The sequence below is a fragment of the Streptomyces sp. NPDC006140 genome, from assembly GCF_040628815.1.
GTDB lineage: Bacteria > Actinomycetota > Actinomycetes > Streptomycetales > Streptomycetaceae > Streptomyces.
In genome coordinates this window covers 72,290-98,615 of sequence record NZ_JBEXTS010000014.1, presented here as the reverse complement: position 1 = coordinate 98,615, position 26,326 = coordinate 72,290, and the positions used below count along the sequence as shown (strand labels likewise).

General features: G+C 72.2%; 25 protein-coding genes. 12 read left to right on the top strand and 13 right to left on the bottom strand.

What is annotated here, in order from left to right:
• Positions 1-85: 85 nt before the first annotated feature.
• Positions 86-502: a hypothetical protein gene (locus tag ABZ386_RS31435; protein WP_351347576.1), complete on the bottom strand. Its 417-nt coding sequence runs from the start codon at positions 500-502 to the stop codon at positions 86-88.
• Between the two features lie 192 nt (positions 503-694).
• The gene (gene rsmI / locus ABZ386_RS31430) at positions 695-1,549 is read right to left on the bottom strand and encodes a 16S rRNA (cytidine(1402)-2'-O)-methyltransferase (RefSeq protein WP_358966952.1); all 855 of its coding nucleotides are present in this window, start codon (positions 1,547-1,549) and stop codon (positions 695-697) included.
• Positions 1,550-1,660: 111 nt separating this feature from the next.
• Here rsmI and ABZ386_RS31425 point away from each other — a divergent pair, with 111 nt between their 5' ends.
• The 3 genes from ABZ386_RS31425 to ABZ386_RS31415 all read left to right on the top strand — a co-directional run bounded on the left by ABZ386_RS31425 (position 1,661) and on the right by ABZ386_RS31415 (position 6,938).
• Entirely contained in the window at positions 1,661-3,409 is a 1,749-nt protein-coding gene (locus tag ABZ386_RS31425) for a phospholipid carrier-dependent glycosyltransferase (RefSeq protein WP_351347572.1), read from the top strand.
• Between the two features lie 128 nt (positions 3,410-3,537).
• A complete protein-coding gene (locus ABZ386_RS31420) occupies positions 3,538-5,172 on the top strand; it encodes a penicillin-binding transpeptidase domain-containing protein (RefSeq protein ID WP_358966949.1) in 1,635 nt (544 codons plus the stop codon).
• 95 nt (positions 5,173-5,267) lie between these two features.
• Positions 5,268-6,938, top strand: coding sequence for a penicillin-binding transpeptidase domain-containing protein (locus ABZ386_RS31415; RefSeq protein WP_358966946.1), 1,671 nt, complete (start codon positions 5,268-5,270; stop codon positions 6,936-6,938).
• Positions 6,939-6,946: 8 nt separating this feature from the next.
• Here the strand turns inward: ABZ386_RS31415 and ABZ386_RS31410 are convergent, their stop codons facing one another.
• The gene (locus tag ABZ386_RS31410; RefSeq protein WP_114253515.1) at positions 6,947-7,312 is read right to left on the bottom strand and encodes an SsgA family sporulation/cell division regulator; all 366 of its coding nucleotides are present in this window, start codon (positions 7,310-7,312) and stop codon (positions 6,947-6,949) included.
• A 169-nt stretch (positions 7,313-7,481) separates the two neighbouring features.
• On the opposite strand from ABZ386_RS31410, the gene ABZ386_RS31405 reads away from it, so the two are divergent.
• The 6 genes from ABZ386_RS31405 (at position 7,482) to ABZ386_RS31380 (ending at position 12,327) form a co-directional block, all read left to right on the top strand.
• Entirely contained in the window at positions 7,482-8,573 is a 1,092-nt protein-coding gene (locus ABZ386_RS31405; protein ID WP_351347566.1) for an energy-coupling factor ABC transporter permease, read from the top strand.
• A 1-nt stretch (position 8,574) separates the two neighbouring features.
• Positions 8,575-9,336: a cobalt ECF transporter T component CbiQ gene (gene cbiQ, locus ABZ386_RS31400; RefSeq protein WP_351347564.1), complete on the top strand. Its 762-nt coding sequence runs from the start codon at positions 8,575-8,577 to the stop codon at positions 9,334-9,336.
• The gene (locus ABZ386_RS31395; protein WP_351347562.1) at positions 9,324-10,091 is read left to right on the top strand and encodes an ABC transporter ATP-binding protein; all 768 of its coding nucleotides are present in this window, start codon (positions 9,324-9,326) and stop codon (positions 10,089-10,091) included. Before cbiQ ends, ABZ386_RS31395 begins: the two co-directional genes overlap by 13 nt.
• Positions 10,092-10,101: 10 nt before the next feature.
• Complete coding sequence (locus tag ABZ386_RS31390; RefSeq protein WP_358966943.1) at positions 10,102-10,563, top strand: MarR family transcriptional regulator; 462 nt, start codon at positions 10,102-10,104, stop codon at positions 10,561-10,563.
• 107 nt (positions 10,564-10,670) lie between these two features.
• Positions 10,671-11,126: an organic hydroperoxide resistance protein gene (locus ABZ386_RS31385; protein ID WP_114253525.1), complete on the top strand. Its 456-nt coding sequence runs from the start codon at positions 10,671-10,673 to the stop codon at positions 11,124-11,126.
• A 37-nt stretch (positions 11,127-11,163) separates the two neighbouring features.
• The gene (locus ABZ386_RS31380) at positions 11,164-12,327 is read left to right on the top strand and encodes a serine hydrolase domain-containing protein (protein ID WP_356505649.1); all 1,164 of its coding nucleotides are present in this window, start codon (positions 11,164-11,166) and stop codon (positions 12,325-12,327) included.
• A gap of 11 nt (positions 12,328-12,338) precedes the next feature.
• Here the strand turns inward: ABZ386_RS31380 and ABZ386_RS31375 are convergent, their stop codons facing one another.
• The 5 genes from ABZ386_RS31375 to ABZ386_RS31355 form a co-directional block, all read right to left on the bottom strand.
• The gene (locus tag ABZ386_RS31375) at positions 12,339-12,614 is read right to left on the bottom strand and encodes a DUF1876 domain-containing protein (protein WP_351347555.1); all 276 of its coding nucleotides are present in this window, start codon (positions 12,612-12,614) and stop codon (positions 12,339-12,341) included.
• Positions 12,615-12,685: 71 nt separating this feature from the next.
• Complete coding sequence (locus ABZ386_RS31370; RefSeq protein WP_351347553.1) at positions 12,686-13,531, bottom strand: DMT family transporter; 846 nt, start codon at positions 13,529-13,531, stop codon at positions 12,686-12,688.
• Complete coding sequence (locus ABZ386_RS31365) at positions 13,528-14,043, bottom strand: YbaK/EbsC family protein (protein WP_351347551.1); 516 nt, start codon at positions 14,041-14,043, stop codon at positions 13,528-13,530. The genes ABZ386_RS31370 and ABZ386_RS31365 overlap by 4 nt, the downstream gene beginning before the upstream one ends.
• A 125-nt stretch (positions 14,044-14,168) precedes the next feature.
• Positions 14,169-16,376, bottom strand: a complete 2,208-nt coding sequence (locus ABZ386_RS31360; protein WP_358966940.1) for an MMPL family transporter — start codon at positions 16,374-16,376, stop codon at positions 14,169-14,171.
• Between the two features lie 95 nt (positions 16,377-16,471).
• The gene (locus tag ABZ386_RS31355; RefSeq protein ID WP_351347547.1) at positions 16,472-17,074 is read right to left on the bottom strand and encodes a TetR/AcrR family transcriptional regulator; all 603 of its coding nucleotides are present in this window, start codon (positions 17,072-17,074) and stop codon (positions 16,472-16,474) included.
• Between the two features lie 165 nt (positions 17,075-17,239).
• On the opposite strand from ABZ386_RS31355, the gene ABZ386_RS31350 reads away from it, so the two are divergent.
• On the top strand, positions 17,240-20,515 hold the full coding sequence (locus ABZ386_RS31350) for a S41 family peptidase (RefSeq protein WP_358966937.1): 3,276 nt from the start codon (positions 17,240-17,242) through the stop codon (positions 20,513-20,515).
• A gap of 85 nt (positions 20,516-20,600) precedes the next feature.
• Here ABZ386_RS31350 and ABZ386_RS31345 read toward each other — a convergent pair whose 3' ends face one another.
• The 4 genes from ABZ386_RS31345 to ABZ386_RS31330 form a co-directional block, all read right to left on the bottom strand.
• Positions 20,601-20,804 carry a hypothetical protein gene (locus ABZ386_RS31345; RefSeq protein ID WP_114253539.1) on the bottom strand — a complete coding sequence of 68 codons (204 nt, stop codon included), beginning with the start codon at positions 20,802-20,804 and terminating at the stop codon, positions 20,601-20,603.
• 76 nt (positions 20,805-20,880) lie between these two features.
• Complete coding sequence (locus ABZ386_RS31340; RefSeq protein WP_355714409.1) at positions 20,881-21,765, bottom strand: SDR family oxidoreductase; 885 nt, start codon at positions 21,763-21,765, stop codon at positions 20,881-20,883.
• Positions 21,762-22,685: an alpha/beta hydrolase gene (locus ABZ386_RS31335; protein WP_358966934.1), complete on the bottom strand. Its 924-nt coding sequence runs from the start codon at positions 22,683-22,685 to the stop codon at positions 21,762-21,764. Before ABZ386_RS31335 ends, ABZ386_RS31340 begins: the two co-directional genes overlap by 4 nt.
• The gene (locus ABZ386_RS31330; RefSeq protein ID WP_358966931.1) at positions 22,682-24,205 is read right to left on the bottom strand and encodes an NAD(P)/FAD-dependent oxidoreductase; all 1,524 of its coding nucleotides are present in this window, start codon (positions 24,203-24,205) and stop codon (positions 22,682-22,684) included. The genes ABZ386_RS31335 and ABZ386_RS31330 overlap by 4 nt, the downstream gene beginning before the upstream one ends.
• A gap of 130 nt (positions 24,206-24,335) precedes the next feature.
• Between ABZ386_RS31330 and ABZ386_RS31325 the strand changes: the two genes are divergently transcribed.
• Positions 24,336-24,977 (top strand): MerR family transcriptional regulator, encoded by a 642-nt coding sequence (locus tag ABZ386_RS31325; RefSeq protein WP_351347537.1) that lies wholly within the window; start codon positions 24,336-24,338, stop codon positions 24,975-24,977.
• Here the strand turns inward: ABZ386_RS31325 and ABZ386_RS31320 are convergent.
• Positions 24,974-25,777: an exodeoxyribonuclease III gene (locus ABZ386_RS31320; protein ID WP_351347535.1), complete on the bottom strand. Its 804-nt coding sequence runs from the start codon at positions 25,775-25,777 to the stop codon at positions 24,974-24,976. The genes ABZ386_RS31325 and ABZ386_RS31320 overlap by 4 nt on opposite strands.
• 60 nt (positions 25,778-25,837) lie before the next feature.
• Between ABZ386_RS31320 and ABZ386_RS31315 the strand changes: the two genes are divergently transcribed.
• The gene (locus tag ABZ386_RS31315; protein WP_356505659.1) at positions 25,838-26,326 is read left to right on the top strand and encodes a GNAT family N-acetyltransferase; all 489 of its coding nucleotides are present in this window, start codon (positions 25,838-25,840) and stop codon (positions 26,324-26,326) included.

The following is a 26,326-nucleotide window of genomic DNA, read 5'->3' as shown; positions in this document are numbered from 1 at the left end:
GGCGAAGGTTCTGGTCCGCCGAAAGGGCGACGCCCTCCCCGATGGGGGAGGACCGGGGAGGGCGTCTTCAAGGGAGCCGGACGGGTCAGCTCGCCTTGCGCTGGAAGGGGTGCAGCAGGTCGGACAGGTGCCAGTGGTGGCCCTCGGTCTTGTCCTGCCCGGACTCGGCCGCCGCGGCGGGCGCCTCCACGGGCCCGGCGGGCGGCGGCACGCGGTGGGGCCGGTGCGCGGCGTTGCGCGCCGACTCGACCCGGCCGGGCCGCATGATCCGCACGATGTGGCCGTCACAGTTCTGGCACGTGGGCTTGCTCAGCGGGGAGGGCACGATCTTGCCGTCCGCGACGTAGAGGACGAACTCACGACCCGCTGCGTCCGTGTGGTGCTCTATCTCGTAGGACTGTTCCCAGCCGTACCCGCAGCGCATGCAGGCGAAGGAGTACGACTCGTTGACGACGGCACTCGCACCGGCGCGGAGCCCGGTCTGCCCTGCGATCTCACTCATGCCAGCTCCTGTTCCGCTGTGGCGTGAGGACGATTCCGTCCCCGCAACCCAGTGGACTCCTCGGCCGGACCGAAGGCAGCAGACCTGTCGACTATTGGCGCGGAATTGGGCGTTCCTTGCCCCGGGCCCCGGTCGCCTTTGCCGACCTATGGGGCGCACGCTCATCCGACATGCGCCCTGCTCAGAGGGTGTTCACGCCCCACCGTCGGCCTTCTTCGCGGCAACCACCGCGTCGAACACGACCCGCTTCGGCACCCCGGCCTCGACCGCCACCGCGGCGATCGCCTCCTTGCGCCGCTCCCCCGCCTCCTCCCGCACCCGGACCCGCCGCACCAGCTCCTCGGGCCCGACCTCCTCGGGCCCCTTCTCCGGCGCCCCCTCCACGACAACCGTGATCTCGCCGCGGACCCCCTCCGCGGCCCAGGCCGCCAGCTCGCCGAGCCCGCCCCGCCGAACCTCCTCGTACGTCTTGGTCAGCTCCCGGCACACCGCCGCCCGCCGCTCCGCCCCGAACACCTCGGCCATCGCCGCCAGCGTGTCGTCCAGCCGATGAGGAGCCTCGAAGTACACGAGGGTCCGCCGCTCCCCGGCCACCTCCCGCAGCCGCCCCAGCCGCTCCCCCGCCTTGCGCGGCAGGAACCCCTCGAAGCAGAACCGGTCGACGGGCAGCCCGGACAGCGCCAGCGCGGTCAGCACCGCGGACGGCCCGGGCACGGCGGTCACCCGCACGTCCCGCTCGACCGCGGCCGCGACGAGCCGGTACCCCGGGTCGGACACGGACGGCATCCCCGCGTCCGTGACGAGCAGCACCCGCGCCCCGCCCACCAGTTCCTCGACCAGCTCGGGCGTCCGCGCGGACTCGTTGCCCTCGAAGTACGACACCACCCGCCCCTTGGGCGTCACGCCCAGCGCCTGGGTCAGCCGCCGCAGCCGCCGCGTGTCCTCGGCGGCGACGACATCGGCTCCGGCCAGTTCCTCGGCGAGCCGGGGCGGGGCGTCCGCGATGTCGCCGATGGGGGTGCCTGCGAGTACGAGGGTTCCGGTCACGCCCCCATCCTCCCAGGGCCGCGGGGCGTGGACTCCTCCCAGGGGCGGAGGATGGGGACGCATACCGGCCATGCACGGGACTCACACAGAACGGTTCCCTACGATGGCGCGGTGACCAGTACCGCGTCCTCGACGGACACCCGGCAGGGCCAGGCGCCGCACGAGCAGCGGCCGTCCTGGCAGCAGCGGCTGCGCCGCTTCGGCTACCAGGGGCAGCCCAGCAGCGACGCCCGTGACGTCCGCGACCGCCTGGTGCCGCCGTACACCGAGCCCTCCCCGCGCCTGTGGGCGGCGCTCGGCGTCCCGCACACGCTCGCGGGCCGGCTGGTGCGCTGGTCGGGCTGGATCGGCCCGCTGCTGATCACGCTGCTGGCCGGGGTGCTGCGCTTCTGGAACCTGGGCAGTCCCAAGGCGGTGATATTCGACGAGACGTACTACGCCAAGGACGCGTGGGGCCTCGTCCACCGCGGGTTCGAGGTCAGCTGGGACAAGAACGCGAACAACCTGGTCCTGTCGTCGGGCGGGCACGTCCCCGTCCCGACGGAGGCGGCGTACGTCGTGCACCCGCCGATCGGGAAGTACGTCATCGGGCTCGGCGAGCTGATGTTCGGCTTCGACCCCTTCGGCTGGCGGTTCATGACGGCCCTGCTCGGCACGCTGTCGGTGCTGCTGCTGTGCCGGATCGGCCGCAGGCTGTTCCGCTCCACGTTCCTCGGCTGCCTCGCGGGCGCGCTGATGGCGCTGGACGGCCTGCACTTCGTGATGAGCCGCACGGCGCTGCTCGACGGCGTGCTGATGTTCTTCGTGCTGGCCGCGTTCGGCTGCCTGCTCGTCGACCGGGACAAGGCCCGCGCGAAACTCGCCGCCGCGCTCCCGGCGGACGCCGACGGCCGCGTCCGCCCCGACCGGCACACGGCCGAGACGACCCGCCTCGGATGGCGGCCCTGGCGCTGGGCGGCGGGCCTGATGCTGGGCCTGGCCATCGGCACGAAGTGGAACGGCCTGTACATCCTGGCCGCGTTCTGCCTGATGGCGGTCCTGTGGGACGTCGGCTCGCGCCGGGTCGCCGGTGCCCGGCACCCGTACACGGCGGTCCTCAAGCGCGACACAGGCCTCGCCTTCCTCGCCACGGTGCCGGTCGCCCTGGTCACCTACCTCGCGTCCTGGACCGGCTGGATCCTCTCCGCCACGGACGGCTCCGGCGGCTACTACCGCAACTGGGCCGCGACCGACGGCAAGGGCGGCAGCTGGACCTTCCTGCCCGACTGGCTGCGCAGCCTGTGGCACTACGAGCACCAGGTGTACGAGTTCCACGTCGGGCTGTCCTCGCCGCACACCTACCAGTCCAACCCGTGGAGCTGGCTCGTCCTCGGCCGGCCGGTGTCGTACTTCTACGAGTCGCCGGCGCCCGGCAAGGACGGCTGCCCCGCCGACGCCGGCGAGAAGTGCGCCCGCGAGGTCCTCGCGCTCGGCACACCGCTGCTGTGGTGGGTCGCCTGCTTCGCCGTCCTCTACGTCCTGTGGCGCTGGTTCTTCCGCCGTGACTGGCGCGCGGGCGCCATCGCCTGCGGCATCGCGGCCGGCTACCTGCCCTGGTTCATGTACCAGGAGCGCACGATCTTCTTCTTCTACGCCGTCGTCTTCCTGCCGTTCCTGTGTCTGGCGGTGGCGATGCTCCTCGGCGCGATCATCGGCCCGCCCCGCTCCTCCGACACCCGCCGCGTCGCGGGCGCCACGGCCGCGGGCGTCCTGGTCCTGCTGATCGCCTGGAACTTCATCTACTTCTGGCCGCTGTACACGGGCACCGCCATCCCCATCGACGACTGGCGGGCGCGGATGTGGCTGGACACGTGGGTCTGACCACTGTTCGGTCAAAAATCGAAACTCGGGTCCCGGTTGTCACCCTCTGCGCATAGAGTGCACCCGGATCGAGCTTCTGAACGCGTTCAAAGCGAGCGTGTGGGGCTCAACGGGGAGGGGACCGCCCAATGGGCAAGGGGGTCAAGGCCGCCGTCATAGGCGGCGTGTTCGCGGTGATGGTGGGCGGGGCCGGGTACGGGGCCTACAACATCGTGAGCGCGCTGAGCAGCGACGGGGGCGGCACCAGCGGGGTGGCCACGGAGAAGAAGTCGGGGCCGCCCGGCAAGGACGAGGTCAAGGAGACCACGGCCGAGTTCTTCGCGGCCTGGGAGAAGGGCGAGGCGGCCCAGGCGGCGTCGTACACGAACAACGACGCGGCGGCCGAGCAGCTGCTGACGGCCTTCGGCGACGACGCGCACATCACCGACGTGAAGATCACGCCCGGCGCGGCGAAGGGCACCACCGTGCCGTACACGGTGAAGGCGAAGGTGGCCTACGGCGGGAAGTCCAAGCCGCTGAGCTACAGCAGCGAGCTGACGGTCGTGCGCGGTCTGACCACCGGCCGGGCGCTGGTCGACTGGCAGCCGTCGGTGGTGCACCCCGAGCTGAAGCGGGACGACACCCTCGTCACCGAGACCTCGGCCACCCCGCCGATCGAGGCCCTGGGCCGTGACGGCTCGGAGCTGACGAAGGAGAAGTACCCCTCCCTCGGCCCGATCCTGGACGCCCTGCGCGACAAGTACGGCAAGGAGGCCGGCGGCACCCCGGGCATCGAGCTGGTCATCCGGCACGCCGGCGACGGCGCCCCCGACACTCCGCTGCTGACTCTCGCCAAGGGCAAGCCGGGCAAGCTCACCACGACGATCAGCCCGAGCGCGCAGGCCGCGGCCGAGCAGGCGGTCAAGCGGTTCGCCCAGTCGTCGGTGGTGGCCGTCAAGCCCAGCACCGGCGAGGTGCTGGCGGTGGCCAACCACCGCACGGACGGCTTCAACGCGGCCTTCCAGGGCGAGGCGGCACCCGGCTCCACCATGAAGATCATCACCGCCGCGATGCTCATCGACAACGGCGTGACCTCCATGAACGGCCCGGCACCCTGCCCCGACACCGCCGTGTGGCAGAGCCAGACGTTCAAGAACCTGACCGGCATGCGGCCCAACGAGAACGCCACCCTCGCCAACAGCTTCATGCGGTCCTGCAACACCGCCTTCATCAAGCTCATCGACGAGAAGCCGCTCACCGACGCCTCGCTGACCCAGGAGGCCGAGCAGCACTTCGGGCTCGGGCAGGACAACTGGAAGACGGGCATCGCCTCCTTCGACGGCAACGTCCCCGCGGTCGGCGGACCGGACCGGGCGGCCGGCGCCATCGGGCAGGGCCAGGTCCAGATGAGCCCGCTGAACATGGCGTCGGTCACCGCGACCGCGATCACCGGCGTCTTCCGCCAGCCCTACCTCGTCTCGCCGGAGCTCGACGGCCGGCAGCTGGCCCGGGCCGAGGGCCTCAAGGCGAGCACCGCCGCCCAGCTGAAGCAGATGATGCGGCTCACCGCGACCCAGGGCACCGCCCAGGCGGCCATGGCGGGGCTGGGCGGCGACATCGGCGCCAAGACCGGCTCCGCCGAGGTCGACGGCAACGCCAAGTCCAACAGCTGGTTCACCGGGTTCCGGGGCGACATCGCGGCGGCGGCCATGACCGAGCAGGGCGGCCACGGCGGCGACGCGGCCGGGCCGATTGTCGCAGCCGTGCTACGAACAGGTGGCTGATCTCACCTCCGCGTGACGGGACTCTAGGGTGGTGGCCGTCGTTGGGACAGCTGAGGGCAACGGGGACCCTGGGGATTCGCGGAGGACGGACAGCAGTGGGCAACAGAAGGCGCGTCGCCGAGCGACGGAAGACGAAGCCCGCCGTGATCGGCGGGATGATCGCCGTGGTCGTCGTCGGAGCCGGGACCGGCGCCTACGCGCTGTACGGCGGCGGCGCCGCGGCCGACGACGGGACCCGCGCGGCCTCGGACCAGAAGGCCGAGGTGAAGACGGGCCCGCTGTCGCCCTCCGAGGTCACCACCACCGCGCGCGCCTTCCTCACCGCCTGGCAGTCGGGGAAGGTCCCGCAGGCCGCGGCGGCCACCGACGACTCGGCCGCGGCCCGGGCCCTGCTCACCGGCTACGGCAAGGACGCCCGCATCAAGGACGTCACCCTCACCCCGGGCAAGCCCACCGGCGACAAGGTGCCCTTCTCCGTCAAGGCCACGGTCTCCTACAAGGGCACCGAGAAGCCGCTGGCGTACGACAGCGCGCTCACCGTCGTCCGCCGCACCAGCGACGGCAAGCCGCTGGTCGACTGGCACTCCGCGGTCGTCCACCCGGATCTGCGGGACGGCGACGAGCTGGTCACCGGCGAGGCGGGCACACCCCCGGTCAAGGCGCTCGACCGGGACGGCGGCGAGCTGACCAAGCAGAAGTACGCCTCGATCGGCCCCGTGCTGGACGGGCTGCGCGAGAAGTACGGCAAGAAGGCCGGCGGCAAGGCCGGCATCGAGCTCCGGGTCGTGCGCGGGAAGGCCGCCAAGGCGAAGAACCTGTCCGACAAGACCCTGCTGGAGCTGAGCGAGGGCACGCCGGGCACGGTCAAGACCACACTCGACCCGGCGCTCCAGGCGGCGGCCGAGAAGCAGGTCGCGAAGAAGGCCCGGTCGTCGGTGGTGGTGCTGCGCGCGTCGACCGGCGAGATCCTGGCCGCCGCCAACGCCTCGCCCGGTTTCAACACCGCCTTCCAGGGTTCGCTGGCGCCCGGCTCCACGATGAAGGTCGTCACCGCCTCGATGCTGATCGAGAAGGGCCTGGCCTCGGCGGACAAGAAGCACCCGTGCCCGAAGTACTTCACGTACGGGCACTGGAAGTTCCAGAACGACGACAAGTTCGAGATCAAGAACGGCACGTTCAAGGCGAGCTTCGCCCGCTCCTGCAACACGGCCTTCATCAGCCAGGCGCCGAAGCTGAAAGACGACGACCTGACCAAGCAGGCCCAGCAGGTGTTCGGGCTGGGCATGAACAACTGGGCGATCGGTGTGCCGTCCTTCGACGGCGCGGTGCCGGTGCAGTCGGCGGCCCAGATGGGCGCCTCGCTGATCGGGCAGGGCGGGGTCCGGATGAACCCGCTGAACATGGCGTCGGTGTCGGCGACGGTCAGGACCGGCACCTTCCACCAGCCCTACCTGGTCTCCCCGGACGTCGACGGCCGCAAGCTCGCGACGGCCTCGCGCACGATGTCGGCGGGCACACTGTCCCAGCTGCGCGAGCTGATGGCGTACACGGCCGCGGCGGGCACGGCCGCCGAGGCGATGTCCGGGGTCACCGGCGACGTCGGCGCCAAGACCGGATCCGCCGAGGTCGACGGCCAGAAGAAGCCGAACGGCTGGTTCACCGCCTACCGGGGCGACCTGGCCGCCGCGGGCGTGGTCCAGCAGGGCGGACACGGCGGCTCGACGGCCGGCCCGATCGTGGCGGCCCTGCTGAAGATGGGCGACTGAGCCCGCAGTCAGTGCGTGACCGGTTCCGCGGCGGCCATGTACGTCCGCCGCAGGAACCGCAGCAGCGCCTGTCGTTCGAACTGGACCACCGAGACGCCCTGCGCGGAGTGGAACTCCACCACGGCCTGGACCCGGCCGCACGGCCATACGCGGACCTCGCCGCTGCCCGTGGGGGCCCGCAGGCCTTCCTCCAGCAGTGCCCGGTCGAAGGTCCACTCGCGTCCCCCCGTCCCGGGCAGTGCGATGCGTACGGCGCGGGGGTCTCGCTCGGGGTCGTAGCGCAGGGTGACCGGAACCGCCTCCAGCTCGTCGGTCAGCGGCACGTCGGCGTCCGTGACGATGTGGGCTCGCGCGTACTGCTCGACTACGGACATCGGACGGCCCCTTCACCGTGCGCTACCTGTGTGGAGACTGTGCGTTCACTCCTTCTCCAATGTCCCATATTTTCCGGATTACGCCCCCGGAGGCCGCACATATCACAGATGAGATAAAACGAGTGTCACGCTCTTGCAAACCGTTCGCATCAAGCCACATCATCGAACGGTGCATGTACCTGACGGATTCATCAACGCCCCCACGTCCGCCGCCACCGGTGTGATCGCCGCGGGCGCCATCGCCGTGAGCCTGCGCGGCGCGCGCCGCGAACTCGACGAGCGCACGGCGCCGCTGGCCGGGCTGGTCGCGGCGTTCATCTTCGCGGTGCAGATGCTGAACTTCCCCGTCGCGGCGGGGACCAGCGGGCATCTGCTCGGCGGTGCGCTGGCCGCGATACTCGTCGGCCCCTACACCGGGGTCCTGTGCGTCTCCGTCGTCCTGCTCATGCAGGGCATCCTCTTCGCGGACGGCGGCCTGACCGCGCTCGGCGTGAACATCACCAACATGGCGATCGTCACGACGGTCGTCGCCTACGCCCTCTTCCGCGGCCTGGTGAAGGTGCTGCCCCGCACGCGCCGGTCGGTCACCGCGGCATCCTTCGTCGCCGCGCTGGTCTCCGTCCCGGCCGCCGCCCTGGCCTTCACGCTGATGTACGCCATCGGCGGCACCACCGACGTCTCGATCGGCAAGGTCGCCACCGCCATGGTCGGCGTGCACGTCCTGATCGGCATCGGCGAGGCCGTGATCACCGCCCTGACCGTCGGCGCGGTCATCGCCGTACGCCCTGACCTGGTGTACGGGGCGCGCGGGCTGACGCAGAAGCTCAAGCTGCGGGTGAACGGCGAACTGGTCGACGCCCCCGCCGCCGAGCCCGAGCCGGTGCCGGCCGCCGCCCGGACCTCGCACCGCAAGGTGTGGGCCGCCGGGCTCGTCGCCTCCCTGGTCCTGGCCGGATTCGTCAGCTTCTACGCCTCCGCCGACCCCGACGGCCTAGAGAAGGTCGCCGCCGACCACGGCATCGACAAGAAGGCCGAGGACCACGCGGTGGCCGACTCCCCGCTCGCCGACTACGGCGTGAAGGACGTCGAGGACGCCCGCCTGTCCGGGGGGCTCGCGGGGGTCATCGGCGTGGGCGTGACGGTCGTCGCGGGCAGCGCGGTGTTCTGGGCGGTGCGCCGGCGCCGTACGGACGACGTCTCCCCGTCGGAGACGGCGAGCACGACCGGTACCACCAGCACGACCAGCACCACGAGCGTCTGACATGGGTGCGGGGCACGCGCACAAGCTGTACCGGCACGGGCACTCGCCCGTGCACCGGCTGCCGCCGCACACCAAGCTCGCCGCCGTGTTCGCCTTCGTGGTGGTCGTGGTGTCGACGCCGCGCGAGGCGATGTGGGCGTTCGGGCTGTACGCCGTGCTGCTGGGCGTCGTCGCGGCCGTCGCGCGCGTGCCCGCCGGGTTCCTGCTGCGGCGGCTGCTGATCGAGGTGCCGTTCGTGGCGTTCGCGGTGCTGATGCCGTTCGTGGCGGAGGGCGAGCGGGTCGAGGTCCTCGGCCTGTCCCTGAGCGTGAACGGGCTGTGGGGCGCCTGGAACGTGCTCGCCAAGGGCACGCTCGGCGTCGCCGCCTCCGTCCTCCTCGCCGCCACCACCGAACTGCGCGAACTGCTCCTCGGCCTCCAGCGGCTGAAGCTCCCACCGCTGCTCGTGCAGATCGCGTCCTTCATGATCCGCTACGGCGATGTCATCACCGACGAGATGCGACGCATGCGGATCGCCCGGGAGTCACGCGGCTTCGAGGCGAAGGGCGTGCGGCACTGGGGCGTGCTGGCCAAGTCCGCGGGCGCGCTGTTCATCCGCTCCTACGAGCGCGGCGAACGCGTGCACCTGGCCATGGTCAGCCGTGGCTACGCCGGTTCCATGCCGGTGATCGACGAGGTGACCGCGTCCCGGGCGCAGTGGTCGTACGCCCTCGCCCTGCCCTGCGCCGCCCTCCTCGTCTGTCTGCTGGGATGGACCCTGTGACTGCTTCTCTCGAGGTCTCCGGCCTCGCCTTCGCCTACCCCGACGGGCACCAGGCCCTCTTCGGCGTCGACTTCTCCCTCGCGCGCGGCGAGCGGGTCGCGCTGCTCGGGCCGAACGGCGCCGGCAAGACGACCCTCGTGCTGCACCTCAACGGCATCCTGACCGGCGGCACGGGCACGGTGAAGGTCGCCGGGCTGCCCGTCGGCAGGCAGCACATGGCGGAGATCCGGCGCCGGGTCGGCATCGTCTTCCAGGACCCGGACGACCAGCTCTTCATGCCGACGGTCCGGGAGGACGTGGCGTTCGGGCCGGCGGCGGCCGGGCTGAAGGGGCCGGAGCTGGAGCAGCGCGTCGACCGGGCGCTGGAGCGGGTGGGCATGGCGGAGTTCAAGGACCGCCCGCCGCACCACCTCTCCTTCGGCCAGCGCCGCCGGGTGGCCGTCGCGACCGTCCTCGCCATGGAGCCGGAGATCCTCGTCCTGGACGAGCCGTCCTCCAACCTCGACCCCGCCTCCCGCCGCGAACTGGCCGACATCCTGCGCTCCCTGGACGTGACCGTGCTGATGGTCACGCACGACCTGCCCTACGCGCTGGAGCTGTGCCCGCGCTCCCTGATCCTCAGCGAGGGCGTGATCGCCGCGGACGGCCCGACCGCCGAGCTGCTGTCCGACGAGGAGCTGATGCGGGCCCACCGCCTGGAGCTGCCGTTCGGTTTCGATCCGCGTTCCGTGCCGGCCGCCGGGGCCCGTCCGTGACAATGGGCGCGTGACGAACGAGGAGAGCGACGGTCCGCTGCTGCTGGACCAGCAGTTGTGCTTCGCGCTGTACGCCGCCCAGCGCGCGGTGACGGCCGCCTACCGTCCGCTCCTCGACGACCTCGGCCTCACCTACCCCCAGTACCTCGTCCTGCTGGTCCTCTGGGAGCGCGGTGAGACCACGGTCAAGGAACTGGCCGCGGCCCTGCGCCTCGACTACGGCACGGTCTCGCCGCTGCTGAAGCGGCTGGAGGCGGCGGGTCTGCTCCGGCGGGAGCGGTCCGCGCGGGACGAGCGGTCGGTGCTCGTGGCCGTGACCGGGCGCGGTGAGGACCTCCGGGAGCGCGCGGGGTGGGTGCCCGGGGCCCTGCTGGCGGCGACCGGACTCGACGAACCGGAGGCGGTACGGCTCCGGGAGGAGCTGTGGCGGCTGGCGTACCAGGCCGGATCGGCGGCGCACCGGGCCCGCTGATCTCGGGTTACCCCCGGTTGCTACCCCCTGGTAACAGTGACCTGATTACCGGTCAGTACCTTGTGCACGATGTATTTGCGCGCCTCTGTTCCCGGGGAAGGCCCACCATGACCGACGGCACCGCTGTCGCCACCCACGACACCCGTCCCACGAAGATCATGTACGTCGCCGAGGCCACCGCCCACGGCGGCCGCGAAGGCTATGTCACCAGCCAGGACGGACAGCTCGACCTCAAGGTCGCGATGCCCCCGCAGCTCGGCGGCGACGGCAACGGCACCAACCCCGAACAGCTCTTCGCGGCCGGCTACAGCTCCTGCTTCCACAACGCCCTGATCATGGTCGGCAACCGCGAGGGCTACGACCTCACCGGCTCCACGGTCTCCGCGAAGGTCGGCATCGGCCCCAACCAGCAGCGCGGTTACGGCCTCGCGGTCGCCCTCAGCGTCTCCCTCCCGGTCGTCGACCCCGACCTCGCGACCCGGCTGGTGGACGCCGCCCACGAGGTCTGCCCGTACTCCAACGCGACCCGCGGGAACATCGACGTGACGATCCTGCTTGGGTGAAGAGGAGCGAGTCGGCGAGACCAGGAGGAGTACGGACGTGGACGTGCACGGCACAGTGGCCGAGGGCTTCGAGCCGGTGAGGGACGCGTTCGTGAAGAACTTCGCCGCGCTCGGGGAGCGGGGCGCGGCCGTCGCCGTCTACCGGGACGGGCAGCGGGTCGTCGACCTGTGGGCCGGCACGAAGGACGTCGACGGCACAGCCCCCTGGGAACGCGGCACCGCGCAGGTCGTGCGCTCGGCGACGAAGGGTGTCGCCGCCGCCGTCCTCCTGCTGCTGCACCAGCGCGGACAGCTGGACCTGGACGCGCCGGTGGGCCACTACTGGCCGGAGTTCAAGGCGCGGGGCAAGGAGCGGGTGCTGGTCCGGCACGTGCTCAACCACCGGGCCGGGCTGCCGGTCCTGGACCGGCCCCTCACCCCCGAGGAGGCCCTCGACCCGCGGCGCGGCCCGGAGGCCGTGGCCGCGCAGGCCCCGGCCTGGGAGCCCGGCACCGACCACGGCTACCACGCGCTGACGTACGGCTGGCTGGTCGACGAACTGGTCCGGCGCACCACCGGGCAGGGCACCGGCGAGTGGCTCGCGGCGCAGCTCACCGGCCCGCTGGGCCTGGACCTCTGGCTCGGTCTGCCCGAGGCCGAGGCCGGCCGGGTCGGGCGGGTCGGCCGCGTCGAGGGGCCCGAGCCGACCGGGGCCCTGCGCGCCCGCCCCAAGCGCTCGGTCACCGAGGCGTACCAGGATCCGGCCTCGCTCACCCGCCGGGCCTTCGCCGCGATCACCCCGTTCCCGGAGCAGAACGACCCGGCGTACCGCGCCGCGGCCCTGCCCGCGACCAACGCCATCGCCACGGCCGACGGACTGGCCCGCTTCTACGCGACGCTGATCGGCGACACGGCCGGTGCCGCCCGCCTCCTCACGCCGGAGACGGTGGAGCTGGCCCGGGCCGAGGAGTCGGCGGGCCCCGACCGGGTCCTGGTGGTCGGCACCCGCTTCGGCCTCGGCTACATGCTGCACGGCAGCGCCTCGCCGCTGCTGACCCCGGGCTCCTTCGGCCACCCGGGCCGCGGCGGCGCCCTCGGCTTCGCCGACCCGGAGACCGGCATCGCCTTCGGCTACGTCACCAACGGCTTCCGCAAGACGGTGACGGCGGACCCACGGGCGCAGGGGCTGGTCCGGGCGGTGCGGGGTGTACTCGGCCTCTGAACGCCGAACCTCTAGACGTGGATCGGGTGGGAGGTCCGTCCGGACGCCTGGTCGATCTCCTCGTGCGCCTTGGTCAGCAACCGCATGGCGAGTTCGTTGAGCGCCCGGGCCCCGGCGATCTCCTCCCCGACCCTGGGCTGATTGGCGTCGGACCGGTGCCGGCTCGCGTGCCCGTGCGCCCGTACCTCGGTGCCGTCGGGCAGACGGACCAGCGCGGCCGCCCGGGTGTGCTGGTCGTCCTCCATGAACTCCAGCTCGACGTGCCATCCCATTGTGGTGTGCATCATGACGATCACCTCCGGAACACCTAGTTCCAGGGTGCGCCTCGCACCCGTCGGACGCACCCGTCCGGCGCCGCCTAACCGGCGTGCAGCATCAGCCCGATCCCGACGACGAGCAGCCCGGCCGCCGCGATCCTCGGCGCCCCGAACCGCTCCTTGAAGAACACGGCCCCGATCGCCGCGCCCACGATGATGGACGACTCGCGCAGGGCGGCGATGGGCGCCAGCTCGGCCCTGGTCTGTGCCCACAGGACGAGGGCGTAGGCGGCGACGGAGAGCGCGGCGCCGAGCAGTCCGATCGCGGCGAACGGCCGCAGGGTCGCCGCGGTCCGCCCGCGCCACCGCCACACGGCATAGGCCGGCACGGCCGTCCCCTGCACGGCCATCAGCCAGGCGATGTACCCGAGGGACGACCCGGAGGCGCGCACGCCCAGCCCGTCGACGACGGTGTACGCCGCTATCGTCAGCCCGGTCGCCAGGGCCGCCCCGATCGCCGCCCAGTCGGGCCGGTGCCCGCGCAGGCCCCACAGGGCGACGCCGGTCAGGCCCGCGCAGGACACGGCGATGCCGGCGGCGGCCCAGCCGTCGGGCACCTCGTGTGCGAAGAGGGCGGCGAGCAGGGTCACGACGAGGGGCGCGGTGCCGCGCGCGATGGGGTAGGCCTGCCCGAAGTCCCCCAGCCGGAAGGACTTCATCAGCAGCGCGTAGTAGACGATGTGGATGGCGGCGGAGCCCAGCAGGTACGGCCACGCCCCGGCCGCCGGGAACGCCACGAACGGCGCCAGGGCCAGCCCGATGACGAGCCCCCCGCCCGAGATCAGCGCGAAGCCGGCCAGCTTGTCGGTGATCTTGTGGGCGATGGCGTTCCAGCTGGCGTGGGTGACGGCGGCGAGCAGGACGGCGGTCGTGACCAGCGGCGTCACGAGGTGCGCTCGCGCACGTCCACGAGCCTGCCGCCGGCGTGGCCGACGAGGTCCCGCGGCGCCATCGGGAAGACGGTGTACGGCGTCCCGGCGGCGGCCCAGACGGTGTCGTGCGCGAGGAGGGAGCGGTCGGCGAGCACCCGGGTCCTGGTCCGGTGCCCGAAGGGCGGCACACCGCCGATGGCGTACCCGGTGGTCTCCCTCACCACATCGGCCCTGGGCCGGGTGACCTTCTCCGCCCCGAGTTCCCTCCGCACGAGCTCGACGTCCACGCGGGAGGCCCCGTCCATGAGCACCAGTACGGGCACCCCGTCCGCCGCGAAGATCAGCGACTTGCAGATCTGGCTCAGCTCGCACCCGAGCGCGGCGGCGGCCTCGGCGGCGGTGCGGGTGGCCTCCGGGAACCGGCGGATCTGACCGACCAGTCCCTCCAGCCCGAGACCCCGCAGGGCCTCGACGAAGTGGGGGTGTGCTCCGGAGTTCTCGGCGGCGGTGGCGGCTGTCGTCGTCATGGAGGGCACGGTAGCGGTGGGTGTATGGGGCATGCGAGTGGGTTCTTCGGGCTCCGGGACGGCGAGAGGCCGGTGAGGGTCCCCGTCCCCACGGAGCCCTCACCGGCCGGTCCCTCGGCGTGCCGTCAGGCGTGGACCAGCTTCCTGTCCTCGTCGTCGGCCGTGCGCAGGCCCTCGCCCTCCACGTCCACGTTGGGCAGGACGCGGTCGAGCCACCTGGGCAGCCACCAGGCCTTGCGGCCGAGGAGGGCCAGGACGGCCGGGACGATCGCCATGCGGACGACGAACGCGTCGAAGAAGACCGCGGTGGCGAGGCCGAAGCCGATCATCTTGACCATCGACTCGGACGAGCCGATGAAGCCGGCGAAGACGGCCATCATGATGACCGCGGCGGCGGTCACGACCCGCGCGCCGTGCCGGAAGCCGGTGACCACGGCCTGGGCGGGCTTCTCGCCGTGGACGTAGGCCTCCCGCATCCGGGTCACGAGGAACACCTCGTAGTCCATGGCCAGCCCGAAGACCACGCCGACCATGAAGATCGGCATCATCGACATGACCGGGCCCGTCTGCTCGACGCCCATGAGGTCCGACAGCCAGCCCCACTGGAACACCGCGACGACCGCGCCGAGCGCCGCCAGCACCGACAGCAGGAAGCCGAGGGCCGCCTTCAGCGGGACCAGGATCGAGCGGAAGACCACGATCAGCAGCAGGAAGGCCAGGCCGACCACGAGGACCAGATACGGCACCAGCGCGTCGTTGAGCTTCTCGCTGACGTCGATGTTCATCGCCGTGCTGCCGGTGACCAGGACGTTCGCGTCCGTGTCGGCCTTGATGCCGGTACCGGCGTCCCGGATGCCGTGCACCAGGTTCTCCGTCGTGACGGAGGACGGCTTGGAGCCGGGGACGACGGTGATGGTGGCGGTGTCGCCGGCCTTGTTGGGCTGCGGCGGCGTCACCGTCACGACGTCCTTCAGACCCTTGATCTCGTCGCCGGTCGCGCTGAAGGCCGCCTTCGGGTCGTCGCTGCCCTTGGCGTCGACCACGACCATCAGCGGGCCGTTGAAGCCGGGGCCGAAGCCCTCGGACAGCAGGTCGTAGGCGCGGCGCTGCGTGGTGGAGGTGGGCTGGGAGCCGTCGTCGGGCAGGCCCAGTTCCAGGGACGCCGCCGGGACGGCCGCCGCGCCGAGGCCGACGACGCCGAGCAGCAGGACCGCGATCGGCCGGCGGACGACGAAGCTCGCCCAGCGGGTGCCGAGGTTGGGCTTGGCCGGCTTGGCCGACTTGGCCTGCGCCTTCGCCCGGCCGAGCAGCTTGCCCTTCTCCCCCGCCGGCTTCACCCTGCGGCCCGCGTAGCCGAGCAGCGCCGGGATCATGGTCAGGGCGATCAGCACCGCGATGGCGACCGTGCCCGCGGCGGCGATGCCCATCTTCGTCAGCATCGGGATGTTGACGACGGACAGGCCCACCAGGGCGATCACCACGGTCAGTCCGGCGAAGACGACCGCGGAGCCAGCCGTGCCGACGGCCCGGCCGACCGCCTCCTCGCGGTCGCGTCCCTCGGCCAGTTCGGCGCGGTAGCGGGAGACGATGAACAGGGCGTAGTCGATGCCGACCGCCAGGCCGATCATCATCGCCAGCGTCGAGGTGGTCGAGCCCAGGTCGAGGGTGCTGGCCAGGGCCGTGATCGAGGAGACGCCGATACCCACGCCGATCAGGGCCGTCAGCAGCGGCAGCCCGGCCGCGACCAGCGAGCCGAAGGTGATGACGAGGACGACCGCGGCGACCGCGATGCCGATGATCTCGCTGCTGCCGGTGTGCGGGACCGCCTGGAGCGCGTCACCGCCGATCTCGACGGTCAGCCCGGTCTTCCGCGCGTCCTGCGCGGTGTCCTGGAGGGCGTCCTTGGCGGCGTCGTCCAGCTCCATGCCGGAGACCTTGTACGACACCTGCGCGTAGGCGATCGTGCCGTCCTTGCTGACGGCCTTCGCCCGGTACGGGTCGGTGACGGAGGTGACCTCGGAGCCGTCGGCCAGCTCCTTCACGGTCTCCTGGACCGTCGCCTTGTTGCCGGGGTCGGTCATCTTCTCGCCGCTCGGCGCCTTGAAGACGACGCGGGCGGTGGCGCCGTCGGCGCTCATGCCCGGGAAGCGCTGTTCCAGCAGGTCGAAGGCCTTCTGGGCCTCGGTGCCGGGGATGGAGAACGAGCTGTTGCCGGCGGCGGGGGCGCTGGCCGCGCCGACACCGGCGAGGGTCAGCAGGGCCACCCATATCAGGGCGACCAGATGCCGTCGCCGGAAGGAGATCCGGCCGAGTTTGTAGAGGAATGTGGCCACGAGGGCGTACTCCCGGTCAGGTCGTGAGGTCTTCAGGGCAGGGGTGATCAGCCCGACGACGTGAGCGGAGACGTCAGGTGGGGGCTAGCTGGGGACTAGCGGGTGGGGACGCCGAGGGCGGGGAGGACCACGGCGTCGATGTACGAGGTCAGGAAGGCCCGCGTCGGGGGCTTGTCGTCCAGGACCGCGCAGGTGACGAACGCGCCGAACATCATGTGCACCACGAAGTCCAGCGCCGGGCAGTCCGGACGGACCTCGCCCCGGTCGACGGCACGCTGCAGCACCCGGCGGAAGTCGGCGACCTCCGGCTCGATGATCTGGCTGCGGAACTCGCTGTGCAGGTCAGGGTTGGCGTGCATCGCCATGGCCAGGCCGCGCATCAGCGCGCTGTCCTGCTCCATCCGGGCGTCGTCCGCTCGCCCCAGGAGGGCGTGGAAGTCGCCGCGGAGCGACCCGGTGTCGATCTCGCCGAGGTCCTTGCCCGGCTTGTTGTGCCGGATGGCCTGGACGACCAGCTGTGCCTTGCCGCCCCACTGGCGGTAGAGCGTGGCCTTGCTGGACCGGGTGCGGGCGGCCACGGCGTCCATGGTGAGGGCGTCGTAGCCGACTTCGCGGAGCAGGTCGAGCACGGCCTCGTACAGCTCGGCCTCACGCTCGGGGGTGATCCGACTGCGACGCGCGGTGGCGACCTCAGCCATCTCTCTCACCTTCCTGCTCCGAACGACACGGTTTCGTACGGGACGAATGTAGCGCAGCCCCTATGAGAACGAAACCGTTTCGTACGTGTTCTGGGTCACCAGCCGACCCGGCAAACCGCTTTGTCTGAACTTGCCCCACTCCATCCCCCGGCAAAGCATGAAGACGTGACCTATCTGCGTCTGCCGCACCTCCATGACGACCTGCTGTGCTTCGTGGCCGAGGACGACCTCTGGCTCGCCCCGCTCGACGGCCCCGGCCGTGCCTGGCGGCTCACCGTCGACCGCACCAAGGCCGGCCACCCCCGTTTCTCGCCGGACGGCCGGCACCTCGCGTACACGAGCTGGCGCAGCCTGGGGCCCGAGGTCCACCTCGTTCCCGTGGACGGCGGCCCAGGTCGGCAGGTGAGCCACTGGGGCAGCGCCGACACCCGGGTCTGCGGCTGGACCCCGGACGGCGAGATCCTGGCCGTGGCCTCGCACGGCGAGCCCTTCTCCTACTTCACGTGGGCCTACAAGGTCTCCCCCGACGGCGACCCGGGCCGCAAACTGCCCTGGGGACCGGTCTCCGACATCCAGGTCGCCGACCTGGACGGCGAGCGCAAAACCCTCCTCCTCACGGGCACCCCGCCCCATGAACCGGCCGCCTGGAAGCGCTACCGGGGCGGCGCCACGGGCAGGCTGTGGCTGCACGGCGAACGGCTGCTCGAAGGCCTGGGCGGCCATCTGCACTCCCCCCTGTTCGTCGGCGGCCGGATCGTGTTCCTCTCCGACCACGAGGGCGTCGGCAACCTCTACTCGTGCGCCTACGACGGCTCCGACCTGCGCCGCCACACCGACCACGACGCCTTCTACGCCCGGCACGCCGCGAGCGACGGCACCCGGGTGGTGTACCAGTGCGCGGGCGATCTGTGGCTGGTGGACGACCTGTCCCCGGGCTCCGAGCCGCGCCGGCTGGACGTCCGGCTGAGCGGGCCGCGCGCCGGGCGGCGCCCGTACCAGGTGGCGGCGTCCCAGCACGTCGACGGGGTGTCGGTCGACGAGACGGGGCGGGCCAGTGCCGTCGTCGTACGCGGCAGCCTGTACTGGCTCACCCACCGGGACGGGCCGGCCCGCACCCTCACCGACACCCCGGGCGTCCGGGTGCGGTTGCCGGAGATGCTCGGCGGGAGCGGCCGGGTGGCGTACGTGACGGACGCGGAGGGCGAGGACGCGATCGAGATCGCCTCCCTGCCCCGGGCGAGCGGCGACCGGGCACCCCGCAGGCTGGCCCGGGGCGCGCTGGGCCGGGTGCGCGAGCTGGTCTCGGACCCGGAGGGCGAGCTGCTGGCGGTCGCCTCGCACGACGGGCGACTGCTCCTCGTCGACGTCACGGAGGACTCGGCCGACGAGGCCGGCCCGACCAGCTCGACCAGCTCGACCGGCTCGGCCGGCGAGGTCACCGAGCTGATCCGGTCGATCAACGGGCCCGTGCGCGACCTCGCGTTCTCCCCGGACGGGGCGTGGCTGACCTGGTCGCACCCGGGCATCGGGCGGACGCTGCGGCAGATCAAACTGGCCCGGATCCAGGACCGTTTCGTCGTCGACGTCACCAACGGCCGCTTCGAGGACGAGAACCCGGTCTTCACCCGCGACGGCCGCTACCTCGCCTTCCTGTCCTGGCGCGGCTTCGACCCCGTCTACGACGTGCACACCGGCGACCTGTCCTTCCCGCTGGGCTGCCGCCCCTACCTCGTGCCGCTGTCCTCGGCGACGCCCTCCCCCTTCGCGGTGAACCCGGAGGGCCGCCCGGCCGCCGGGGGCCTGGACCCGGTGGAGGACGACGAGAACGGCGACAGCGGGGCCGTCACCGTCGAGGTCGAGGGCCTGGAGAGCCGGGTCACGCCCTTCCCGGTGGCCGCCTCCAAGTACTCGGCGCTGCACCCGGTGGCGGGCGGCGGCCTGGTCTGGCTGCGCTGGCCGATCTCGGGCGCGCTGGGCGAGACGTTCGCCAACCCGGACGACACCAGCGGCCGGCCCACCCTGGAGCACTTCGGCATCACCAAGGCCAAGAAGTCCGAACTCGCCCAGCACCTCGACTGGTTCGCGGTCAGCGGCGACGGCAGCCGGCTGGTGATCGTCGACGAGGGCGAGCTGCGCGCGGTCCCGTCCCACGAACCGGGCGACGCCGACTCGACGGTGTGGATCGACGCGCGCCGCATCCTGCACACGGTCGACCCGGCGGCGGAGTGGCGGCAGGCGTACGAGGAGGCCGGGCGGCTGATCCGGGCCTACTTCTGGGATCCGGGCATGTGCGGCATCGACTGGGACGGGGTGCTGGACCAGTACCGTCCGCTGGTCGAACGGGTGGCGTCCCCGGACGAGTTCGCGGACCTGCTGCGCGAGGTGCTGGGCGAGCTGGGCACCTCCCACGCGTACGTCTCCCCCGCCCGGCGCAACGAGGGCCCGCCGCACTACCAGCGCCGGCAGGGCCTGCTGGGCGCCAACTTCGTACGCCGGGACGGCGGCTGGATGGTCAAGCGGATCCTGCCCGGCGACTCCTCCGACTCCAAGGCCCGCTCCCCGCTGGCCGGTACGGGCATCCGGGAGGGCGCGGTCCTCACCCATGTCGACGGCCGCCCGGTGGATCCGGACGCGGGCCCGTACCCGCTGCTGGCGGGCGCGGGCGGGACGACGGTGGAGCTGACCTTCTCCCCCGCGGAGGGCGCGGGTCCGCCCCGGCGGGTCGCCGTCGTGCCGCTGGTCGACGAGCGGCCGCTGCGCTACCAGGACTGGGTGGCGAAACGGCGTGCGGTGGTGCGGGAGTTGAGCGGGGGCCGCTGCGGCTATCTGCACATCCCGGACATGGGCGGTTCGGGCTGGGCACAGTTCAACCGCGATCTGCGCATGGAGGTGTCCCGGCCCGCGCTGATCGTGGACGTGCGCGGCAACGCCGGCGGCCACATCAGCGAGCTGGTCATCGAGACGCTGAGCCGCACGATCCTGGGCTGGGACCTGACCCGGGACGCCCAGCCTGTGTCGTACACCTCGAACGCGCCGCGCGGCCCGGTGGTGGCCCTGGCCGACGAGGCGACCTCCTCCGACGGCGACATGATCACCGCCGCGTTCAAGCTGCTGAAGCTCGGCCCGGTCGTCGGGCAGCGCACCTGGGGCGGTGTGGTCGGCATGACCGGCCGCCACGAGCTGGGCGACGGCACAGTGATCACGGTGCCGATGAACGCGGCCTGGTTCGACGCCTACGGCTGGTCGGTGGAGAACAAGGGCGTCGCCCCCGACATCGACGTCCTGCGCACCCCGCTGGACTGGGCCGAGGGGCGGCACGCCCAGCTGACCGACGCGGTCGAACTCGCCCTGGGGCTGCTGGAGACGAACCCGCCCGCGACCCCGCCCACCTACAGCGACGTACCGGACCGCTCGCGTCCGAAGCTGCCGCCCAGGGCGTGACGGCCCCAGGGAACACAGGGGAGAGGGGACACAGGGGAAAGGGGCGCCCCGCACGGGGGCGCCCCAGTCCGCTCAGCACGCGTCGTCAGGCGTCGTAGTCCTGGTCGAAGCGGTCCTCCTGCTCGCGCTCACGGTCACGCTCGCGGTCGCGCTGCGGCTGCGAGGGGTCCATGTCCTCGTCACGCCGGCGGCCGCGGCCCTGCATCTGCTCGCGAGCCTGGTCCGCCTTCTGACGGGCCTGGTTCTGCCACTGCTCGGACTTCTCCTGGAACTGGTCCTTCATACCCATGTGGGTTCACTCCCGTTGGGGGTGAGGGGATCTGGCTCGTTCAGATTCACACGGGTCGTGACCCTGCGCATGTCGATCACTTACGGAGCGTAGTGCACTGCTGTTCGTCGGCCGCTCCCCCGGCTCCGACCAGGCCCGTACGCATGCCCGTGAGCCGGTCCGCGAACCGCCGCATCTCCCGCTGCCCCACCGTCCCGATCACCCCGGGCAGGTAGCCGCGCACGCCCTGCATCCCGCGCAGCCACCACTGCCCGTACACATGGCTGGACCGCCGCTCGATCCCGGCCACGAGCCGGTCCACGGCCGGGCCCAGCGGATAGGTCTTGTTCGACGGCCAGGGCAGCCGTTGCCGCAACTCCCGCATGACGTCGTCCTGGTCGGCCCCGCGCACCATGTCGGTGTCGGTCCACGACAGGTACCCGACGCCGACCTTCACGCCCCGGTACCCGACCTCGGCGCGCAGGCTGTGCGCGTACGCCTCCACGCCCGACTTGGACGCGCAGTACGCGGTCATCATCGGCGCCGGGGTGATCGCGGCGAGGGACGCGATCTGCAGCAGGTAGCCGCGGCTCTCCAGCAGCATCGGCAGGAACGCGCGGGCGGTCACCGCCGAGCCGACCAGGTTGACCTCGATGACCCGCCGCCAGGACTCCGGGTCGGAGTCGGCGAACGGACCCCCGGTCGCCACACCGGCGTTGGCGACGACGATGTCGACCCGGCCGAACCGCTCCTTGACCTCCTCGGCGACCCGGGCCATCGCCTCGTGGTCGGTGACGTCGGCGTGCCAGTGGTCGCTGTCGCTGTGCAGCCGCCCGGAGACCTGCTTGAGCGCGTCCGGCTCCAGGCCGACCAGGGCGATCTTCACGCCGCGCGCGGAGAGCTTGCGGGCCAGCAGCTCCCCGACGCCGCGCGCCGCCCCGGTCACCACGGCGACCTTGCCTTCGAGGCTCACCCTGCTCATGCGCTCTCCTCGGATACGACCTGGATGTGTGTGGTGACGAGCTCGCGTATCTTCCCGGTGACCAGCTCGGGCGCCTCGATCGGGATCATGTGGCCGATGCCGGGCAGCTCGGTGAACCCGGTGCACCGGGGCAGCGCTGCGCACAGGGCCCGGGCCTGGGCCGGCGGGGTCAGCCGGTCCGCCGTACCGACGACGACGGCCGTGGGCACCGTCAACTCCCGCACCCCGTGGTCGAGGTCGAGCAGGTCCAGCACCTGCGACCAGCTGTGCCGGACCTGGCGGGGGCAGGCGTGCACGATCCGGGCGCAGGCCTCGACCATGTGCGGGGCCGAACCGGGGCCCATGGTGCCGTACTTGAGGATCTGCCGGGCCAGGGGCGTGACCGGCCCGAGCGGGGCGCGCGAGCCGAGGATCCGCCGGGTCAGCCAGGTCCGCACCCACCCGGGCCGCAGCGGGACGACGGTGGCGGCCGCGACCAGTTGCGAACTGCCCGTGCTGCACAGCAGGACGGCGGCCGCGTGCGCCCGGAAGGCGGCTCTCCCGGAGGCCGCCATGACGGTCATGCCGCCCATGGAGTGCCCGGCGATCACGGCCTGTTCGCCCGGGGCGAGGGTGGCGTCGAGGACGGCTTCCAGGTCGTCGGCGAGGGCGTCGGTGCTGCACGCGGGGCTGGCGGGGCTGCGGCCATGGCCGCGCTGGTCGTAGGCGATGACCCGGTGGTCGGCGGCCAGCTCACGGATCTGCGCGGCCCAGAAGGCGGTGGAGCAGGTCCAGCCGTGGGCGAGGACGACGGCGGGGGCGTCCTCGGGCCCGTGGATCTCGACGTGCAGCCGGGCGCCGTCGGCGGAGACGGCGGTCAGCTCGCGCACGGGGACGGGCGGCGCGTACGGTCCGGACTCGACGTGGAGGAGACGGCTCACGCGTCCACCCCGGCCTTCTCCGCGGCGTGCTCCTCGCTGGTCCCGGCGACGGGCGGCCGCAGGACGTCGTACTCCGCGAGGTCCACCCGCCTCGTCGCCCGCCGGAACTCGGCCGTCGTGCCGGGCCAGATGGTGGTGTTGCGGCCGCTCGCGTCGAGGTACCAACTGGTGCAGCCGCCGGTGTTCCACACGGTGCGCTTCATGCGCTCCTGCACCCGGTGGTTCCAGGCGCTCACCGCGTCCGGGCGGGCGTCGAGGGCGACCCGGCCGCCGAGGACGTCGAGCGTGCGGACGTAGTCGGCCAGGTAGTTCAGCTGGGACTCGATCATCAGGATCATCGAGGAGTTCCCGAGGCCCGTGTTGGGCCCGATGATCGTCATCCAGTTCGGGAAGCCGGCCGCGGAGGCGCCGCGCAGGGCCTCCATGCCGCCCTTCCACGTCTCGGCGAGGGTCCGCCCGTCCGCGCCGACGACCCGTTCGGCGATGGGCATGTCGGTGACGTGGAAGCCCGTGCCGAACACGATCGCGTCCACCTCGGCCTCACTGCCGTCGGCGGCGACCAGGGTCGAGCCACGCACCTCGGCGAGCCCGCTCGCGACGACGTCCACATGGGGCTGCGCGAGCGCCGGGTAGTAGTCGCTGGACAGCAGGATCCGCTTGCAGCCGATGCGGTAGTCCGGGGTGAGCTTCGCCCGCAGCGCCGGGTCCTTGATGGCCCGGGCCATGTTGCGCTTGGCCAGCTGCTCGACGAAGCCCAGCTCGTTCGGGCGCTTGGTGAACGCCTGGACCTGCAGCTCCCGGATGCCCCACAGCAGTCCGCGCCGCAGCTGCGAGGTGAAGGGCAGCTGCCGGTGGAGCCACCGCTCGGCGCCGCTGATGGCCCGGTCCATGCGCGGCAGGACCCACGGCGGGGTGCGCTGGAAGAGGGTGAGCCGGGAGACGTCCGACTGGACGGCCGGCACGATCTGGATGGCCGAGGCGCCGGTGCCGACCATGGCGACGCGCTTGCCGCGCAGGTCGTAGTCGTGGTCCCAGCGGGCGGAGTGGAACACCTTGCCGGGGAAGGAGTCGAGGCCGGGGATGTCCGGCACCTTCGGGTCGGACAGCGGCCCGGTCGCCGACACGACGAGGTCGGCGGAGAGGTTCCCGCTGCTGGTCTCGATGTCCCAGCACAGCCGCTCGGCGTTCCAGCTCATCCGCTTCACCTCCGAGTCGAAGCGGAGGTGCGGCCGCAGCCGGAACGTGTCCGCCACGTGCTCCAGGTAGGCCCGGATGTGTGCCTGCCCCGAGAAGGTGCGCGGCCAGTCAGGGTTGGGCGCGAAGGAGAACGAGTACAGGTGGGACGGCACGTCGCAGGCGCAGCCCGGGTAGCTGTTGTCCCGCCAGGTGCCGCCGACGCTGCTCGCCCGCTCCAGGACGACGAAGTCGGTGACGCCCTCGCGCCGGAGCCGCACGGCGGCCCCCAGCCCGCCGAACCCGGACCCGACCACCGCGACCCGCACGTGCTCGCGCTCGCCCATGCCGACACCTCCACACACCACGAGAACCGCGCCAGTGAACACTGGCGCAATGGGAGAGTAGGGCAGCGCCGTACTGATGGGTAGGGGGCGGACGGGGAAAGTTACCCGCGGTACGCCTTAAGGTGCCCAGGTGTCAGAGAAGCGTGAATACCGCATGGAAGAGCTGGCCCGCCTGGCCGGGATCACGGTGCGCACCCTGCGCTTCTACCGCGAACGCAAGCTGATCCCGCCGCCCCGCCGCGAGGGCCGGATCGCCTGGTACGACGACGATCACCTGGCCCGGCTGCGCACGATCACCGCCCTGCTGGAACGCGGCCACACCCTCAGCGGCATCGCGGAGCTGGCGGAGGCCTTCGACCACGGCCGGGACGTCGGGGACCTGCTCGGCGTCGGCGCCCCGACCGAGGAGGAGCCGGTCCACCTCACCCCCGAGGAACTCGCCGACCACTTCGCGGGCGAGGCCACCCCGGAGAACCTCGCGGCCGCGATGGAACTGGGTTACCTCGGCGCCGACGGCGGCGAGATCGTCCACATCAGCCGCCGCCTCCTGGACGTCTCCTCCGCCCTGGTCCGCGAGGGCATCCCCCTCGCGGAGGTCCTCGCCGCGGCCAAGCAGGTCCGCACCCACGCCGACGCCCTCGCCGGACTCTTCACCGACCTGGTCCTGCGCCACGCCTCCGAAACCGACCTGCCCCGCCTGCGCCCGCTGGCCCGGAGCGTGGTGGAGGCGGAGCTGTCACTGGCGCTGGACCGCAGGATGCGCAGGCCCTAACGCTCGTAGACGACGGTCACCGGCGCGTGGTCGGACCACCGCTCCGCATGCGTCGCGGCCCGCTCCACGACCCCCTTCACCGCCCGCCCGGCGAGCCCCGGGGTGGCCACGTGGTAGTCGATCCGCCAGCCGGTGTCGTTGTCGAAGGCCCGCCCGCGGTACGACCACCAGGAGTACGGCCCCTCGGTGTCCGGGTGCAGGGCGCGCACGACGTCGACGTAGCCGCCGTCGGCCGGGTCGAGGACGCGGCCGAGCCACTCGCGCTCCTCGGGCAGGAACCCGGAGTTCTTGGTGTTGCCGCGCCAGTTCTTCAGGTCGGCCCGCTGGTGGGCGATGTTCCAGTCGCCGCAGACGAGCACCTCGCGCCCCTCGGCGGCGGCCCGCTCCCGGAGCCCCTTCAGATAGGCGAGGAACTCGCCCATGAAGCGCTCCTTCTCGTCCTGCCGCTCGGTGCCGACCTCACCCGAGGGCAGATACAGCGAGGCGACGGTGACCCCGGGCAGGTCGGCCTCCACGTACCGCCCGCTGCCGTCGAACTCGGCGGACCCGAAACCGACCTGGACGCGGTCGGGCTCGCGCCGGCTGTACAGCGACACCCCGGCCCGCCCCTTGGCGGCGGCCGGCGCGTGCGTCACGTGCCAGCCCTCGGGCGCGCGGACCTGCTCGGGCAGCTGCTCCGGCTCGGCCCGCACCTCCTGCAGGCACAGCACGTCGGCCGAGGTCTCGGCGAGCCACTCCACGAAGCCCTTCTTCGCGGCGGCCCGCAGCCCGTTCACATTCACAGAGGTCACAGTGAGCACCCGGGCACGATACCCGCACTCTGGACGGAGTCCAGTTCCGGATCACATACCGTGGTTGGCATGCACATACGCCGGGTCTCCTTCGACCACCCCGACGCCGTGAAACTCAACGACGAGGTCCAGGCCGAGTACGCCGCCCGCTACGGCGACGACGGCGACGCCACGGAGATGGCCGCGGCGGACTTCGAGCCGCCGAACGGCATCTACCTGATCGCGTACGACGAGCACGGCGCCCCGGTCGCCTCCGGCGGCTGGCGCGCGCAGGACGCGAACGACGAGGGCAACCAGGACGGCGACGCCGAGCTCAAGCGCATGTACGTGATCGAGCAGATGCGCGGCAGGGGCCTCGCCCGCCGCATCCTGGCCGCCCTGGAGGAGGACGCCCGGGCCGCCGGCCGCGTCCGGATGGTCCTGGAGACCGGCACCAAGCAGCCCGAGGCCATCGCCCTGTACACGTCCAGCGGCTACGAGCCGTGCGCCAAGTTCGGCTACTACCGCCACTACGAGTCGAGCCGCTGCTTCGCGAAGCAGCTCCGGCCCGCCGATTGA

Coding starts and splice junctions, on each gene's coding strand:
- ABZ386_RS31395 (WP_351347562.1), top strand. CDS start 9,324: ATGGACCCTGTGACTGCTTCTCTCGAGGTCTCCGGCCTCGCCTTCGCC.
- ABZ386_RS31355 (WP_351347547.1), bottom strand. CDS start 17,074: ATGGCTGAGGTCGCCACCGCGCGTCGCAGTCGGATCACCCCCGAGCGT.
- ABZ386_RS31375 (WP_351347555.1), bottom strand. CDS start 12,614: ATGATGCACACCACAATGGGATGGCACGTCGAGCTGGAGTTCATGGAG.
- ABZ386_RS31435 (WP_351347576.1), bottom strand. CDS start 502: ATGAGTGAGATCGCAGGGCAGACCGGGCTCCGCGCCGGTGCGAGTGCC.
- ABZ386_RS31385 (WP_114253525.1), top strand. CDS start 10,671: ATGACCGACGGCACCGCTGTCGCCACCCACGACACCCGTCCCACGAAG.
- ABZ386_RS31345 (WP_114253539.1), bottom strand. CDS start 20,804: ATGGGTATGAAGGACCAGTTCCAGGAGAAGTCCGAGCAGTGGCAGAAC.
- ABZ386_RS31340 (WP_355714409.1), bottom strand. CDS start 21,765: ATGAGCAGGGTGAGCCTCGAAGGCAAGGTCGCCGTGGTGACCGGGGCG.
- ABZ386_RS31365 (WP_351347551.1), bottom strand. CDS start 14,043: ATGACGACGACAGCCGCCACCGCCGCCGAGAACTCCGGAGCACACCCC.
- ABZ386_RS31420 (WP_358966949.1), top strand. CDS start 3,538: ATGGGCAAGGGGGTCAAGGCCGCCGTCATAGGCGGCGTGTTCGCGGTG.
- ABZ386_RS31315 (WP_356505659.1), top strand. CDS start 25,838: ATGCACATACGCCGGGTCTCCTTCGACCACCCCGACGCCGTGAAACTC.
- ABZ386_RS31410 (WP_114253515.1), bottom strand. CDS start 7,312: ATGTCCGTAGTCGAGCAGTACGCGCGAGCCCACATCGTCACGGACGCC.
- cbiQ (WP_351347564.1), top strand. CDS start 8,575: ATGGGTGCGGGGCACGCGCACAAGCTGTACCGGCACGGGCACTCGCCC.
- ABZ386_RS31330 (WP_358966931.1), bottom strand. CDS start 24,205: ATGGGCGAGCGCGAGCACGTGCGGGTCGCGGTGGTCGGGTCCGGGTTC.